Below are 15930 nucleotides of genomic sequence, written 5' to 3' on the forward strand. Positions count from 1 at the left end.
TTTTTTTTTTTCCCCCCCCCCCCCCCCCAGAGTCTATGTTGCGGAATCTATACCCACGGAATCCCGGCGAGGGGTTCGGGTGGGGGAATCTGGGAGTGAAAAACCTGGGAGTGAGGATTCTAGAGGGGTGCTGCCGGGCGGAACGTGGCCATTAAAGGTGGGTTGCTATTTATATATACAATCTGTCACTAAAATGTCGTTTTCCCGGGTTTTCCTTCGCGCGTTAGCGCGTCGATTTAAATTTTGAAATGACGGTTTATAGCGGCGTATTCCAGAAATACCATTCTGTGGACAGACCGCAGGAAAATGTGGGTTTTTTATAAATCCCACATATTTTGACTCACGTACCCATTTTTTGTTCGATATTTTCTTTGTAAATCATTTTCTTGCACTATCACAGTCCAAAATATCCCATAACAAGCACCTCGTCAGTCCGCTTGCAAGATGCCGTCATTCCTGAAATTTCACAAAAATAACGCATTTCTCCCCGTGTCGACAACCTTTTTTCGGTGTTCTGTTTAAATTTTTTACGCCCTGGCAATAAATACGTGTTTTGACATCAAAAACCCATATTCCAACACGCGAAAAAGTGTCACAAGAACCTAAAGTGTGCAAAGCCAGAAAAAACCCACAAAACACAAAAACAACGTGTTACTATCTGAGAATTATGAGGCCCTTCACGGGGCCACTACACACCATGTCACGAACACGAGAGGACCACTATGGTCACTATCATTGTGGCGGCACACGGCGAGTCGGCTCCGGCTCTGCTGAAGACCGCCGGCATGATCCTCGGTAACTTCGAAAACGTCCACCCGGTCACGTTCCTGCCGGGTCAGGGCCCCGAAGATCTCGTCGAAGAGTACACCCGCATCGTTGAGGCATCTGAAGCAGAAGAAACCCTGCTGCTGGTCGACCTCTTCGGCGGTAGCCCCTACAACGCCGGTGCGCAGTTCGCAGCCACCCGCGAGGGCGTCGACGTCGTCTCCGGTGTCAACGTACCGATGCTTATTGAGGTCATCTCCGGCGCAGGCCGTAAGAACGCAACCCTCAAGTCCCTGGTCGCTAAGGCGCACAAGGCTGGCACTAAGGGTATTCGCTCCTTCCAGGAGGCGAACCAGCCCGTAGCCGCCAAGCCCGCCGAGGCGAAGCCCGCAGAGACCAAGGCGGTCGAGGTTCCGGCTGCTCAGCAGGTTCCCGGCGGCACCATGGACGCTATCTTCACCCGCATCGACTCCCGTCTGATTCACGGTCAGGTGGCAGGCACCTGGGTTCCGCATATCGCACCGCAGACCTTCATCGCGGCATCCGATAATGCGGCACACGATCAGCTGCGCAAGTCCCTGCTGCTGCAGGTCGCGCCGACCAGCGTGAAGACCAACGTCCTGGACATCGCTAAGGCTGGCCGCGTGTACAACAACCCCAAGTACACCGGCATGAAGACCATGTTCGTCGTAGAATCCCCCGTTGACGTGGTGCGACTGCTCGACGAAGGCGTCAAGATCAACGAAGTGAACGTTGGTGGCGTCACCTTCAAGACCGGCATGGTTCAGCTCTCGGACGCAGTGTACGCCTCCGAGGAGCACCTGGAAGCCTACCGCGAACTCATTAAGCGCGGTGTGAAGCTGACGGTGCAGCAGCTGCCCAACCACTCCCCGGTTGATTTGGAAAAGATCCTCAAGCAGAAAGGCCTGGACGCATGAGCGCCCTGACGTTTATTCTCGTTGTTCTCGTGGCGTTCATTGCGGGCGTCGCATCCGTGGTGGACGAGCGTCAGTTCCACCGCCCCCTGGTCGCTTGTACCCTGATGGGTTTTGCGCTGGGTGACCCGACTACCGGCATTATGCTCGGTGGCGCACTGGAGCTCATCGCACTGGGCTGGATGAACGTCGGTGCGGCTATGGCTCCCGACTCGGCTCTGGCTTCCACCATCTCCGCTGTTGTTGTGATTCAGGGTCACCAGGACATCACCACCGGTATTGCTATTGCTGTGCCGCTGGCTGCGGCAGGTCAGGTTCTGACCATTTTCGTTCGTACCATTACGGTGTTCTTCCAGCATCAGGCGGATAATTTCGCAAAGACGGCTAACTTCCGCGGTATTGAGTTGATGCACATTAGCGGTATGGCTCTGCAGGGTCTGCGCGTGGCTATCCCGACCGCTATTGTGGCGCTGATTAGCTCCGACGAGCTGACCCGCCTGCTGGGCATGATTCCGGAACAGGTGACCATCGGTCTGCGTATTGCCGGTGGCATGATTACCGTGGTCGGTTTCGCAATGGTCATCAACATGATGCGTTCGAAGGCCCTCATGCCCTTCTTCTTCCTCGGCTTCATCGCCGCCGCCGCTATCCCGGCAACCCAGTCGATTGTGCCGCTACCCGGCGGAAGCTCAAAGGACGTCCTCGTGGCACTGTCCACCCCGGCACAGTTCAACCTGGTTGCTATCGGCCTGGTCGGCGCCTGCCTGGGCCTGCTGTACACGCAGCTGAACCCGCTCTTCCATAAGAGTGAGGCACCCGCCGTAGCACCGGCCGCCGCCAATGACCTCGACAACGAGCTCGAATAAGGAGCATCACCATGACTGAAAACAAGAACGTCGAGCTCGTTGAAGTTCCCGAGCTCACCCAGCGCGATAAGGTCGACACCTACATCCGCTCCACCTTCCTGCTCGGTTCGTTCAACTTCGAACGCATGCAGTCCATCGGTTTCGCGGTTTCCATGATTCCGGCCATTAAGCGCTTCTACACCAAGAAAGAAGACCAGGCGGAGGCGCTGACCCGCCACCTGGAGTTCTTCAACACCCAGCCGTGGGTTGCATCCTCGATTATGGGCGTGACCGCTGCGATGGAGCGTGAGAAGGCAGCCGGTAAGGACATTGACGAAGCCGCCATCACCAACGTTAAGGTGGGCCTGATGGGCCCACTGGCCGGCGTGGGCGACCCGATTTTCTGGGGTACCGCACGTATCGTGCTGGCGGCTCTGGGCGCATCCCTGGCGGTGACCGGCAATATTCTGGGCCCGCTGCTGTTCTTCTTCGGCATGACCGCAATTCGTTGGGCAACCCGCTGGTACGGCTTCAAGTACGGCTACGAGAAGGGCACCCAGATTGTGACCGAGGCGGGCGGCAACACCCTGCAGAAGATTACTCAGGGCGCCTCCGTGATGGGCCTGTTCGTGATGGGTGCTCTGGTGTACCGCTGGACGAGCGTGAACATTCCGTTGCCACTGACTAGCTACACAAACCAGGCGGGCGAGACGGTAAATGTGACCGTCCAGTCCGTGCTGAACGATCTGCTGCCGGGCCTGGCCTCGCTGGGTCTGTGCTTCCTGTGCATGTGGCTTCTGAAGAAGAAGATTAACGCCATCTGGTTGATTTTCGCCCTCTTTGGCGTGGGCATCCTCGGTTCCTACCTGGGATTCCTGGCTCTCTAAAAATATGAGGAATGAGCCCTTTCACCCTTCAGTGAAGGCGTGAGATTCAGGGGCTATATCTCAAGTGGTGGGGGTGCGGTCGGTACACTTAAAAGTACCGGCGGCACCCCCGTTTTTTATGGGTTGCGGCGCACAATTCGCGGCAATGCAGCCCTCCCGCGAAGGAGTTTCTATGACCAAATTGATGGCTTTCGATCTTGACGGCACGATCCTGTTTAACCGTGCCGTGGAGCCTGCCACTGAGCAGGCGATTGCCCGCTGGCAGGCGGAGGGTAACCTGGCGGTCTCGTGCACGGGCAAGAGCATTTTTGCCACGCAACTGGCGTTGAACCCGACCGCCATCCGTTTTGATTACCACGTGCTGTACACGGGTGCGGTGATTACTGACCGGCAGTACCGGGTGATTTACCATCAGCCTCTTCCGGTGAGTGTTGTGCAAGCGTGCTACGAGCATTTCAGCACCGTGGACGGCGTGGCTCTGTTCGCTACGACCCTGGATAACGATTACAGCCTCTGCGACCGGGTGGGCTCCTCGACGAATATCCTGCCGGAGTTCACTCCCCTGCCGGCTGATGACCTGCAGAACCACGAGTACGTGGGTGTACCCCTGTGGATTCCGGATGCGCAGGTCCGCGAGGCGGCGTACACCTGGATTCTGGAGCGTTTTGGTGATTCGGTGGACTGCCACAAGAACCAGGACTTCCTGGATATTGTGCCGCCCGCCTGCACGAAGGGCACCGGTCTGCAGCATCTGGTGGAGTACCTGCAGTCGGAGCATCCGGGTAGCTCCTATGAGGTGCATACGATTGGTGATTCGTGGAACGATATCGACATGCACCGCTACGCTGACCGTTCGGCGTCGTTCAGCTACTCCCCCGATGAGGTTAAGGCTGTCACCACCGATTGTGTGGATAAGGCGTACGAGTTTATTGAGGCTTCCCTGTAGAAGCTGCCGAGGCGGCGGTGCAGCGAGCGCGGAGCTTGCCAGTCCGCCTCCGCGGACTCGCCGCTTCTCTCGCGCGTGCTCGCCGCCTACTCCCCCGTTTCACGTGAAACACCCGCTTTCCCGTTACTCCCCGTGTATCCCCGTGAGGTTTCTATGTGCCCTTCCGCTTCTCAGCCCAGCAAGAATCAGTCACAGAAGAGCCAGCAGGCCGAGCCTGCTCAGTCCTACGACCCGTCCAGCTTCTCTGACACCTTCCGCGCTATGGCGCGTGAATCACTCGTGAAGAATCAGAAGAACCAACCGGACTCCCCCATCGTCTCGATTTCTCCGGTGCTGATTGTTTTGGGTGCCATTGCGGCGGCACTGTACGGGCTGTGGCAGAGCTGGGCGTGCCTCATTCCGCTGATGCTGATTCTGGTGCTCATGTGGATCCGCTACACGATGCAGCGTCAGGCGCTCAACGATTTCGCGGAGCTGGAGGCGGCACGCACCGCATGGAAGAAGACCCGCGACCGCCAGTACCTGGAGCTGATGGCGGCGCAGTCGGCGCGCATCCTGGATGAGAATAAGGCTCTGACCAAGCAGGCGCGCGCGCATGTGCAGGAGTACGCGGATTTCGCGGCGCAGAAGCTGGGTACTCAGCGCTAAAGACCCCGCTCGCTCGCCCCTCCTCCCCAAAAGACAAAAGTATTCGACTGGCGTTAGTCGAGGTGAGCGTTCAGGCACAGCAAAAGACCGTAACCACTCCCCTGTACGGGGGGCGGTTACGGTCTTTTATTCACGTCAGATAATCTCTGCGGGGGTCTTTTACGTCTTAGGGGTTACACCCCTAGTTAGTCTTCTGTGCGGGTGCTTCAGCAGGCTCTTCTGCGACTTCCTCGACGGACTCCGCAGATCCTTCGTCTGCACTATCAGTAGCCGGAGCCGCGTCCAATCGCTGCACCACAGCGGGGCGGTCATCAAAGCCGCGGCGGGTGCCTCGGGCAGCCTTCGCCTCCATGGTGTACAGCTGCTCACGATTCGTCAGCACCACCAGGGTCATGGCGTTCAAGCAGACACCCACAATGCACAGAATCCAGCCGATCAGCATGAACCGACCACCGGAAAGCACCGCACCGGAAAGCATCAGGGCAACAGAAACCAGGTACGCCGGGGAAAGCAAAAACTTCGTATTCACTACCGACCTACCTAGCGTGCGTTGGAGCGGGGCTTGGGGGCACGACCCGAACGGGGACGCGAGGGCAGAACGCTCATACGGCCGGGGGCACGATCAACAATCGGCTGAGATTCGGTGGGCTCTTCCTCGCGGACCTCTGCAGTTTCAGCAGGCTCGGTCGCCTCAACGGTTTCAGCAGCCTCAGCGGGAGCTACTTCCTGGTTAGCCTGCGCCGCAGCTTCGTGCTCAACTGCCTCATGCTCAGCAGCTTCACGCTCTTCACGGCGGTGCTCCGAGCGCTCGCGGATGCGGTTCTCAACGGAGGACTCAAGACCGTCCAGGTTGGTCACCAGTGCGGGGATCGGGTCACCCTTCGCCTTACCCACGGACAGCACAAAGGCAAGGACGTTCAGACCCAACGCAAGAATCAGAAGGATCCAGCCGAGCCACAGGAGCCAGGGGTTGGAGGTTCCGATCAAGAGTGCGCCGCAAAAAATCACGCCGAGGGAGGTCAGGTACGCAGGCGAGAGAGTCTTGAAATCCATGTCTACTTTCAAAGTGTTCGTGAGTTTGAGAGAGCTAACGTTCGGTTCTCATTTTAGGTGATAGTTGAGGCTTAATCTGCTTCTGCCCCTGTCTATCGCCTGTGAGCTAAAGACCAGATGGCTTATCTCGGTGGCGTAGGCAGGGGCAGAAACGTAGTGTTCGCGCACGGGCGTACCGGCTAGGACGTGGGGGTTACCTCGTTAGTGACCAGGGGCGAGGCGGGCGCGTTTTCCACCACGGGGATTGCGCGGGTGCTCAGGGTGCCCTGGTGCTTCTTCCAGAGGTTGTAGCGTTCCATGGCGACCGCGCCGGCGGTCATGGCAGGAAGAATGAACATGCCGGAGGAGCGGATGCTTTCTGCCTGCGCCAGGATGTCCAGCTTACGCACCACGCGGGTCACGTCGTGGGAGTCGTAGCGGTCCTGCGCCGCAATGACCTCATTCTGCGCGGCGACGAGGGCGGCGTCGCGCAGGCGTACAAAGTCGTTCCTCTTGTCCTTAAGTTTCTCCATGTACTGCTTGTATTCTTCGGGCAGTGCCTCACTAATTTCGTCTCGGCGGGTAATGGCGGAGCACATTTCCTTCACGCGAGCGTAGGTTTCCGGGTCGGTGGTTGCCTTCGCTTCAGCCTGTAGCGCTTCAAGGGCGGCGTCCTGCGCAATTTGGAGCAGCTCGGGTACGGCGGTTTCTTCTTCATGGTTAGCCTGCACGCCAAGGACCTTCACGAGCAGGGGCAGGGTCAGGCCGGGCAGCACGAGGGTGAAGAAGAGTACGGAGAGCATCATGACGATGGCGTCCTGGCGTACCTGTTCGGTGCCGTTGACCACGGGGATGGACAGGGCAAGAATCAGGGTCACGAGGCCTCGCATGCCGGACCAGGTCATAACGATAACTTCAGCAAAGCTTTCGGGTGCACCCTCGTGGATGGGGTTCTTGCGTCCTGCCAGCCAGACGATGGTGAACCAGATGAGGCGCACCAGGATGGCGACCAGTGCGACCAGGGCACCGTCAGCGAAGAGGCTTGCGATACGGGAGGGGTCGGCGGTGGCGATGATACTACTTGCCTGCAGGCCGATGAGGCCGAAAGCGACACCGGTCATGAGCAGCTCAATAATCTGCCAGAAGGAGGTGGAGGAGAGGCGTTCTTCCGCTTCGAGTGCCGCCATGTATTTGGTGCTGGTGAACTGGATAGCGCCGATGACCACGGCAATAACGCCGGAGGCGTGCACGCTTTCAGCAGCGAGGTAGGCGCCGAAGGGGATCACGAGGGTCACGGCGTTGCTGGTGACCACGTCGTGGGCGCGCTGGCGAACGTAGCCGCCGAGCCATCCGAAGATATAACCAATAATGACCGCGAGGATCGAGCCGAGCACGAAGTCCTTGGCGACCGAGAGCGGCTCGATGTGGTGGCCGCTGGTCATGGAGTGGATTGCGGCGTGGAAGAGAACGATTGCGATAGCGTCGTTGAAGCTACCTTCGGTCTGCAGGGTGCCGATGAGGCGGCGGGGAATGCCGACGGGCTCAGCGACTGCTTCCACGGCGACGGGGTCGGGCGGGGAGACGGCGGCACCGACGGCAAGGGCGACGGCGATGGTCATGCCGGGGACCCACCACATGGCTGCGCTGGCAATTGCCAGGGCGGAGACGGTGGTGAGAAGGACCGAGTAGAGCAGTACGGATCTCCAGCGGCGGCGCAGGGTGCCCCAGGAGAATTTAACGCCGATGGCCCACAGTAGCGGCGGAAGGAAGATTGGCAGGATGATGTCACTGTCGATGGTGATGTCCGGTCGGTTGGGGATGAAGAGCGCGGCGGTGCCGAGCAGGGTCATCATGACCGGCCAGGGGAGGTTGAGTCGGTCACCGACGCTGACCATGAACACGGTCGCAATCAGGATGATGACAATAACGGAGAGGTAAAACATTGGTCCGGTGTTGTTCCTTTCGCGCGGCTAGGGTTAGTCGGCTACGTCTTTCTACTCTACCGGAGGGGCTCATTCCGCTTTTCGGATATGGGGGTTCTGCAGCGTTTATTGTGGCGTTGTTTACCTCTAAGCCTAATGCTTTATGTGGAATATAGAGTTTTCCCCTGAATATCCTCACTTTTCAGTAGGTTATTCAGGGGAAAATTCTATATTTGGAATATATTGCTTGGGGTAGTTACCTCTAGCGGATTACTTAGAGCCGCATCCACCAGCACCGCAGCCGCAACCGCCAGCGGGAGCTTCCTCCTCCACGACCGGTTCGGGCTCGTCGTGGCCGCCGCAGCAACCGCCACCACCGTGGGAGTGACCGTGAGCCTCAGCCGGAGCTTCAGCGGAGGAACCGCATCCGCCCGAGCCGCAACCGCAACCACCGGCGGAAGGTGCCGACTCATCGTGGCTACCGCAGCCACCCGAGCCACATCCGCAGCCGCCACCGTCAACCGAGCCACAGGCAGAGCCGCGTGCATCGCGGTGACCCATGAGGTCCACACCCAGGTCGGAGAGGTAACGCAGGTAGCCTGCGAGGGCGTCGCGTCCACCGGTGCCGGAGATGACGATGCCGCCGTGACGCAGTGCTTTGAGTACCTCGTTGACCATGGGCCACTGCTCAATGTCGTCGGTAATGGTGATGGCGCTGACCACGTGCATTGCGAGGGAGGTCAGCGAGCGCAGGGACTGTTCGTAGCCTTCGGGCAGGTGGATGACCTTGGCGGGTGCTGCCAGACGCAGGATGGACAGCACGCGCATGAGCATCATGGGTACTGCATTTTCGGGCAGTAGTACGGTCACGCCGATGGCGGAGGATTCTGCAATACGTTCAATGCTTGCCGCGAGTTCTTCGGAGTCGATATCGCGGGAGATATCCAGTACTTCGTAGGAGTCCACGGCGATGGAGCGGGTGCCGAGGGCGTCGGCGAGTGCTTCATCTTCGGTGTGGATCGCAATCATGTTGCGGAATTCGTTGCGGCGCACGACGGAGGCTGCCTCGATAAGGGTGAAGTCCTGTCCGTCACCGTCCACGAGGAGGGTGTGGATTTCTTCGCGGTTGAGGCCTTCGCCTGCGGTGGCGCGCTCGATTAGTTCAGAAAATGCATTGCTCATACCGAATATTAAACACCTGATTTTGGGGCGTTCGCCCGCGAGGTTTACCTGTCTTGGCGGTTTTGGGCGGTTTAAGACGTGATTTTATGCCGAGAGCGTGGGCGGCTACCTATTCTGTGTGTGCTGAAGCGTTTTTGGTGGCAAAAGCGCTCATGAAACGCGAACCGTTCGCTCCGGGTGAGTGAGAATCAACATTGCTTTTTGGGTTTGTGCCGCGTATTTGTTGGGTTTTTGTTTGCCGCGGGGTGCATCTTGCTCAAGATATAGAGTTGAACACCCTAAAATGAAAGGGTGGTACTTTCCCGTGAAAAGATTCTAGATACCGCCTACGAGGTCTTGGCGACCTACGGTTTGGCGGACCTTTCCATGCGCCGACTCGCTCAGGAGCTTCACGTGGCTCCCGGCGCTCTGTACTACCACGTGAAGAATAAGCAGCAGCTTCTCATTCTGTTGGCGGATTACATTCTGGCTCGTGCCCCGAAGTCGATGTCTGAGGAGGCTGAGCCGAATCCGGAGGCTATTCGCGCTTCGATGATTCGCCGCGGTGATCTTCTGTTCTCCCTGCTCTACCCGATTCGTGAGTGCCCTGAGGTGGTGCGTTTGAGTTTGACTCTGCACCCGCGTGAGTTGAAGCCGGTGGTGGCTATGGCTCATGAGTTCCAGGCTCTTGGTTTGGGTCATGCGGAGGCGCTGCGTCGTGCTCGTTTGTTGACTCATATTGCGTTGAGCCTGGTGGAGGAGTATCAGACTCTGCCGCTGATTTCGCCTCAGGAGGCTGTGGCGAGCGGCGATGTTCCTCTGATTGAGAATGCGTTTAACCGTTACCGCCAGGATCTGCTTTCTGCCATTGATTCGATGATGGTGGTGCAGGAGCCCTACACGCAGGATGCGTAATCGCTTGGCCCTTCTGTTGGTTTATTAGTTATGTATGTTGCCCCGTGCCCCCTTGTAGGGTGCGGGGCTTTTGCGTGCGTTGGCTTTTGGCTGCCCTGCCGCACGCTGATACCGGTGCGGTTTGGCGGCTGAGTCGATGTTCGCTGGTTTTCTGCTTTAGTCTAGAGGTGACACGTGCTTGTACCCGGAGTGTATCTGGTGCGGGTGGGGTGTTGTTTATGTCTTAGTGCCCTGTTGGGCTTTATCAGAGGTGTTCCATGTCGATGACCGCTACCGCCCAGTGGGCGGCTCTTCCGGACCATAGCGCGGAGATTGCGCGCGTGCGTGAGGAGTTTATTACTGCGTATGGTTACGAGCCGGATGGTGTGTGGTCTGCGCCTGGGCGTCTGAATCTTTTGGGCGAGTACATTGATTTTTTGGGTGGCTCGTGCCTGCCGATGCCGTTGCCGTACCGCACCTATGTGGCGGGTGCGTTGCGTCGTGATGGCGTGTTGCGCGCGGCTTCTTTGCAGATGCCCGGCGATGAGCGCACGGTCGTGATTCGCGATATTCAACCGGGTCATTTGAAGGGCTGGTTCACCTATGTGGCGGGTGTTGCGTGGGCGATGAATCAGGAGGGTGGCAGGGATATTATGCTGCCCGATGAGTTTGGTGCTGACCTGCTGATTAATTCTCGTGTTCCGGTGGGTGGCGGTTTGTCATCTTCGGCGGCTTTGGAGTGTTCGACGGCGTTGGCGTTGTTGGAGCTCTCGTGTCCGGTGCGTGAGGAGTGCCCGCAGGCGGATGCTACCCCGGCTGATAGTGATGCGTTGCGTGCGCGTCTGGCTCAGGTGTGTATTACGGCTGAGAATAAGGTGGCTGGCGCGCATACGGGTGGCCTGGATCAGACGGCGTCGTTGCGTTCGTATCCGGAGCAGGCTCTGGTGATTGATTTCCGTGATTTTTCGATTGAGCCGGTTGCGGTGGATATTGCCCAGCATGGCCTGAGTTTTTTGGTGATCGATACGAACACTCCGCATGAGCTGACGGATGGCGGTTTTGCGGCTCGTCGTGCGGCGTCTGAGGCGTGCGCTGATGCTTTGGGTCTGCGTTTTTTGCGTGATGCCCTACCGGAGGATTTGTCGTGTGCGGGTATGGATGCGCGTGCGGCAAAGGCGTGGCGTGCTGATTTGGTGGATTCTTCGGTGAATCGTGCCTTGGATGCTCTGGAGGACGCGGGTCGTCCGTGTTCGTTCCCGCGTGGTTGGGTGCGTCATGCGTTCCACGATATGACTCTGGTGGGTCGTGCGAGCTATCTGTTGCAGCATGCTGATGAGTTGGGCTTTGCGGCGTTTGAGGAGGCGGGCCGTATTTTCACGGAGTCGTTTGTGTCGATGCGTGATGAGTTGCGTGTTTCTCGCCCTGAGATTGATGATGCGGTGCAGGTGTGCCTGGATCGGGGCGCGTTGGGTGCCCGTATTGTGGGTGGTGGTTTTGGTGGCGCGGTGATGGCGCTGATTCCGACCTCTCAGCTGGAGGCTGCCGCGGATGCGGTGGCGACTGCGTATGCTGTGCGCGGCTATGCGGCGCCTCGTTTTTTGCCGATGGTTGCTGGTTTTGCGGCGTCTCATGATTGGGCTGCGGGCGCTGATCCTACGGATATTCCGGTGTTGTAGGGTTGGGCGCTGAGGTCTGTCATAAATCGGCGGGGTGTCACAGGGGCGTTTTTTCGGGGTTTTGAACAATATTCATAGCTGGAAGTTTCCTGCGAGTTTCTGCAATTTTCCTCCGGTTATCCCCTGCAATAACGCGCTGATAAGCCATAATTTTTTGGTCGTTGGTCAAAAGTGGCGCCACGTTTTCTGAGGGTGGTTTTTCTTGCCTTCGCGGGTATGTACACTTATCGACGGACGCAATCCGTGAGCTGTAAAGTTTCGATGCGCATAGTCCGGCATATGGATAGCATCTACACTGGGTTCGACCGTCACATACAAGCCCAGCTTGCAGGTTTCGTCCACCAAAGCATCACACTCCAGTTTTCTGCCCGCCCCGGGCAGGTACCTCACCAAGAGTGAGGCTTTAGAGCGCGAAAGCGCAGAAAGGAGGCCCCCATGGGCTTCGATATCAAGGGCACCGTTGAGCAGGGCCTCGACAAGGCTCAGGAAGTCATCAACGAGAAGGCTGGCAAGGAGGTCGTCACCGACGAGCACGTTGCCAAGGTTGAAGAGGTCGTGACCGAGAACGTCTCCAAGCTGACCGAGAAGTTCGGCAAGTAAGGCGACAGCCTCCTTTGGATTGGCGCCCTGCCTCGCTTCCTCATGGGGTAGGGCGCCATTTCCCTGGGTTTGCATCACAGGCTTTCACTCAACGGCTTTCACTCAACATCTCTCTCGAATAATGGGGCGTTCTGCCCCGCCTGGGTTCTTTCATTCACCGACTCACTCGGCATATTGCTCAGCTTCGGTTACCGCCTGGTAGCCTGTTTTCACTCTTCTTTTACTCTTACTCAGCACAAGTGCTCGCGCTTTCTCGCGAACTGTATACGCCCCGCATCATTGGTCCGGCAACCTTGGTGTGGGGCGTATGCCGTTAATGCGCGGGGGAAGGCTTCTGGGGCGCAGGGTGAAGGCTTCTGCGGGAGTGCTGTGCGGGTTGCCGGGGTGCGGCGCGGGCGTTCGCCCGATGAGGGCCTCTCCCCCGCACCTACGTACTCAGGCTATGCTTGATACATCAACTTATTGAGCTGCGCCCTCAGGCAGGTTTTAGCGCCTCCTGGAGACCGCGGAGCACCCTGTTTATGGAGGAACTATGTTTGAACGTCAGCAGTCCGATCAGCAGAAGGCACGCGAGGTCATGAAGGATGGCGGCGTCGTCATTTATTGGCGCCCCGGCTGCCCCTACTGCGAGGCTCTGGATTCTAAGCTGGGCGAGCTGGGCGACCACGCTACCTGGGTCAACATTTGGGAGGATCCGCAGGCTGAAGCGCACGTGAAGTCCCTCAACGACGGCAACGCAACCGTCCCCACCGTGGATACCGGCGACACCCACTTTGTGGTCGCTGACCTGGTGAGCCGCAACAAGGTGAAGAAGCTGATCCAGAACACTCTCGACGCTGGCGGCGAGGCTTAAGATGACTCGCCCGGCGCTGAACCGCGATACGACGGTCTGCATTTCCTTGTCTGGTCGCCCGTCGAATCACGGCATTAAGTTCCACAATTACCTGTACGAGAAGCACGGTCTGGATTACCTGTACAAGGCGATGACCACCACCGACATTGAGGGTGCTATCGCCGGCGTACGTGCTCTGGGTATTCGTGGCTGCTCGGTGTCTATGCCGTTTAAGCAGGCTGTTATCCCGCTGATGGACGATATGGACCACTCAGCTGCGGTTATTGGTGCGGTGAACACGATTGTGAACACTGACGGCTTCTTGAAGGCGTACAACACGGATGTGATTGCGGTGGCCTCCCTGCTGCGTTCGCATAATGTGGATCCGTCTCTGCCGTTCCTGCTGCGCGGTTCGGGCGGTATGGCTGCGGCTGTGGCTGGTGCGTTCTTTGATGCGGGCTTCTCGCAGGGCATGATTATTGCCCGTAACGAGGAGACCGGCCGCGCGCTGGCTGAGCGTTACGAGTACGCGTGGGCGCCGGAGGTGGGTAACCTGCGTGCACCGATTCTGGTGAACGTGACCCCGATTGGCATGGCTGGCGGTGAGGAGAGCGAGGAGCTGTCCTACCCCGAAGAGGCTATTGCTGAGGCTCAGGTGGTCTTTGACGTGGTGGCGATGCCCGTTGAGACTCCGCTGATTCGTGCGGCTCGCACGGCGGGTAAGGAAGTTATTCACGGCGGTGAGGTGATTGCTCTGCAGGCTGCTGAGCAGTTCCGCCTGTACACCGGCGTGGAGCTTACTCCCGAGGAGGTTGAGGAGGCGGAGGCTCAGGCGAACTAGGTTCGCGCCCGCTGCTTCTTCGCCCCGTGAGGGGCTCGATACGTGAAAGTGCCCGGAAGGTTGATCCTTCCGGGCACTTTTTGTTGTATCCGGCGCTTCGCGCCGAAATTTTTTGTAATTACACACATCCTGGTATTTAAGGTTTTCCACATCTGTGGAGAAATCTGGGGAAAACTCTTACACCCGTGTAATTCACCCCGTGTAATTCGGTTGTTTTAGCCTGTATCCACAGGTTTTTAACATGTACTCACACTCGTGGAATTACACGAATGTAGTTATACACAGTGTGGAAAACTGCTGTGGATAACGTGTCTCTGCACCGGATTTCCGCGGTTTTCCAGGCTTAATACCTGCCGTTGAGCCACTGCTGCGGGCTCTGCGGCGGCGGATTCGAGGACTCGGGTTTCTTCACGAACGGGATAATCAGCAGGGTTGCTAGTGCGCCGCTGACAAGACCGCCAAAGTGTCCCGCGAGGGAAATATGCGGGTGGAAGAGGCTCTGCACCACATCAATGCCGATGAGTAGCATAAAGAGGCGTGCTGTGTCCTTTTGCCTCCTGAGAAGCAGAATCACGAAGAAGGCACCATAGAGGCCATACACACCGCCTGAGGCACCCACGGTGCGACTGTAGTAGTCGAAGATATACACGCTGAAGCCAGCGCCCAGGGTAGCAGCCATATATACGAAGAGGAACTTCCAACGCCCCATCATTCGTTCGAGAGATACACCGAAGATGAAGAGGTAAATCATGTTCCACACCAGGTGCATCGGGTCATTCTGCGAGTGCAAAAAACCGTGCGTGATCAAGCGGTAGTACTCACCGCGGTGAACACTGGGACCCGACATCGCGCCGAGGTTGTACACCCAACGGAATGGAATGATCTGTTGCAGACCGTACACCACGACGTTAATCAGAATGAGCGTGTACGTAATATGCCAGTGCCGGGCGATGAAGGAACGCGTCGGGCTCGAGGCGAATCCATTTAGGTCACGGTAGCAGTCGGGGCATACTACACCCGCGCCCTGCGCCGTCTGGCATTCGCCGCAGACTGTTCGGTTGCAGCGCCCACACTGGGCGTAGCTAACGCGGTCGGGGTGGTTGACGCAGACCGTGGGGCTCTGCCCGTAATTCATGTAGTTGGGAAAGTTCTCCACTGCCTCTCCAAAGATTTTCGTGCCGGATTTTCCGAAGATTTTTCACGTATTTTCAGGCTTAGTACCTGCCGTTTTGCCATTGCTGCGGGCTCTGCTGTTGAGGAGGCTCGGGCTTATCCACAAGCGGGACAAACAGCAGTGTCAACAGCACACCACCGACAAAACCACCCGCATGGCATGCGTGGGAGATATTCGAGGGGGTCAGAATGCTATAGATGATGTTCGGGGCAGTAATCATGACGAACACTCGTGCGGTGTCCTTCTGCTTCCTGATGATTAGCAGGGTCAAGAAAGAGCCCATGAGGCCGAATAGACCACCGGAGGCACCCACCACGCTGGTGTCAGACGCCAGCACGTACACGCCGAGGGCGCCGAAGACGATAGAGCCCAGGTACACGAGGAGGAACTTCCAGCGCCCCATCATGCGTTCGAGGGACACGCCGTAGATGAAGAGGTTAATCATGTTCCACACCAGGTGCATCGGGTCATTCTGCATATGCAGAAAACCGTAGGTGATGATGCGGTAGTACTCGCCGTGCTGGACGTAGGGCCACCAGATGTTGCCATGCCTAACCACCCATTCATTGGGAATGATCTGCTGCAGACCGTACATCGCGACGTTCAGCAGAATGAGCGTGTACGTAATGTGCCAGTGGCGCGCCAGGAACGAGCCTTTTGCCTTCGAACCCTGTGCTTTCGAGCTACCACCGGTGAGGTCGCGGTAGCAGTCGGGGCAGACCATGCCCACATCCAGAGCTACCTGGCATTCGCCGCAGACTGTTCGGTTGCA

Annotated in this window: 16 protein-coding genes; 10 read left to right on the forward strand and 6 right to left on the reverse strand. The window is 57.9% G+C overall.

Translation table 11 applies throughout. The annotated features are described in order from the left end of the window. Nucleotides 1-722 precede the first annotated feature (722 nt). The 5 genes from HMPREF3055_RS01010 to HMPREF3055_RS01030 all read left to right on the forward strand — a co-directional run bounded on the left by HMPREF3055_RS01010 (nucleotide 723) and on the right by HMPREF3055_RS01030 (nucleotide 5026). A complete protein-coding gene (locus tag HMPREF3055_RS01010; protein WP_070737403.1) occupies nucleotides 723-1703 on the forward strand; it encodes a mannose/fructose/sorbose PTS transporter subunit IIA in 981 nt (326 codons plus the stop codon). Beyond that, a complete protein-coding gene (locus tag HMPREF3055_RS01015) occupies nucleotides 1700-2566 on the forward strand; it encodes a PTS mannose/fructose/sorbose transporter subunit IIC (protein ID WP_012902657.1) in 867 nt (288 codons plus the stop codon). The genes HMPREF3055_RS01010 and HMPREF3055_RS01015 overlap by 4 nt, the downstream gene beginning before the upstream one ends. An 11-nt stretch (nucleotides 2567-2577) precedes the next feature. After that, nucleotides 2578-3432 (forward strand): PTS system mannose/fructose/sorbose family transporter subunit IID, encoded by an 855-nt coding sequence (locus tag HMPREF3055_RS01020; protein WP_012902656.1) that lies wholly within the window; start codon nucleotides 2578-2580, stop codon nucleotides 3430-3432. A gap of 172 nt (nucleotides 3433-3604) precedes the next feature. After that, nucleotides 3605-4378 carry an HAD-IIB family hydrolase gene (locus HMPREF3055_RS01025; protein ID WP_044149982.1) on the forward strand — a complete coding sequence of 258 codons (774 nt, stop codon included), beginning with the start codon at nucleotides 3605-3607 and terminating at the stop codon, nucleotides 4376-4378. Between the two features lie 153 nt (nucleotides 4379-4531). Further along, nucleotides 4532-5026, forward strand: a complete 495-nt coding sequence (locus tag HMPREF3055_RS01030; protein WP_210399370.1) for a hypothetical protein — start codon at nucleotides 4532-4534, stop codon at nucleotides 5024-5026. A gap of 181 nt (nucleotides 5027-5207) precedes the next feature. Here the strand turns inward: HMPREF3055_RS01030 and HMPREF3055_RS01035 are convergent, their stop codons facing one another. From HMPREF3055_RS01035 to HMPREF3055_RS01050, 4 genes are all read right to left on the reverse strand, one after another. Further along, nucleotides 5208-5555 carry an ATPase gene (locus tag HMPREF3055_RS01035; RefSeq protein WP_070674191.1) on the reverse strand — a complete coding sequence of 116 codons (348 nt, stop codon included), beginning with the start codon at nucleotides 5553-5555 and terminating at the stop codon, nucleotides 5208-5210. A gap of 11 nt (nucleotides 5556-5566) precedes the next feature. After that, nucleotides 5567-6079, reverse strand: coding sequence for a hypothetical protein (locus HMPREF3055_RS01040; protein ID WP_070737406.1), 513 nt, complete (start codon nucleotides 6077-6079; stop codon nucleotides 5567-5569). 179 nt (nucleotides 6080-6258) lie between these two features. After that, nucleotides 6259-8001, reverse strand: coding sequence for a cation:proton antiporter (locus tag HMPREF3055_RS01045; protein WP_070737409.1), 1743 nt, complete (start codon nucleotides 7999-8001; stop codon nucleotides 6259-6261). 249 nt (nucleotides 8002-8250) lie between these two features. Beyond that, nucleotides 8251-9162, reverse strand: a complete 912-nt coding sequence (locus tag HMPREF3055_RS01050; protein WP_070737412.1) for a biotin synthase — start codon at nucleotides 9160-9162, stop codon at nucleotides 8251-8253. A 291-nt stretch (nucleotides 9163-9453) separates the two neighbouring features. On the opposite strand from HMPREF3055_RS01050, the gene HMPREF3055_RS01055 reads away from it, so the two are divergent. The 5 genes from HMPREF3055_RS01055 (at nucleotide 9454) to HMPREF3055_RS01075 (ending at nucleotide 13984) form a co-directional block, all read left to right on the forward strand. Further along, a complete protein-coding gene (locus HMPREF3055_RS01055; protein WP_049350255.1) occupies nucleotides 9454-10056 on the forward strand; it encodes a TetR/AcrR family transcriptional regulator in 603 nt (200 codons plus the stop codon). Nucleotides 10057-10313: 257 nt separating this feature from the next. After that, nucleotides 10314-11711 (forward strand): galactokinase, encoded by a 1398-nt coding sequence (locus tag HMPREF3055_RS01060; protein ID WP_070737415.1) that lies wholly within the window; start codon nucleotides 10314-10316, stop codon nucleotides 11709-11711. A gap of 435 nt (nucleotides 11712-12146) precedes the next feature. Then, entirely contained in the window at nucleotides 12147-12311 is a 165-nt protein-coding gene (locus tag HMPREF3055_RS01065) for a hypothetical protein (protein ID WP_005504128.1), read from the forward strand. A 532-nt stretch (nucleotides 12312-12843) separates the two neighbouring features. Then, nucleotides 12844-13164 (forward strand): glutaredoxin domain-containing protein, encoded by a 321-nt coding sequence (locus HMPREF3055_RS01070; RefSeq protein WP_012902647.1) that lies wholly within the window; start codon nucleotides 12844-12846, stop codon nucleotides 13162-13164. Nucleotide 13165: 1 nt separating this feature from the next. Next, nucleotides 13166-13984, forward strand: coding sequence for a shikimate 5-dehydrogenase (locus HMPREF3055_RS01075; RefSeq protein WP_070737418.1), 819 nt, complete (start codon nucleotides 13166-13168; stop codon nucleotides 13982-13984). Between the two features lie 343 nt (nucleotides 13985-14327). Here the strand turns inward: HMPREF3055_RS01075 and HMPREF3055_RS01080 are convergent, their stop codons facing one another. Both HMPREF3055_RS01080 and HMPREF3055_RS01085 read right to left on the reverse strand, forming a co-directional pair. Continuing rightward, entirely contained in the window at nucleotides 14328-15140 is an 813-nt protein-coding gene (locus HMPREF3055_RS01080; RefSeq protein WP_005504123.1) for a rhomboid family intramembrane serine protease, read from the reverse strand. A 58-nt stretch (nucleotides 15141-15198) separates the two neighbouring features. Further along, nucleotides 15199-15930: rhomboid family intramembrane serine protease (locus HMPREF3055_RS01085; protein ID WP_070737421.1), on the reverse strand; the 732-nt coding region annotated here is incomplete at its 5' end.

Source organism: Rothia sp. HMSC061C12 (genome assembly GCF_001815755.1).
Classification (GTDB): domain Bacteria; phylum Actinomycetota; class Actinomycetes; order Actinomycetales; family Micrococcaceae; genus Rothia; species Rothia mucilaginosa.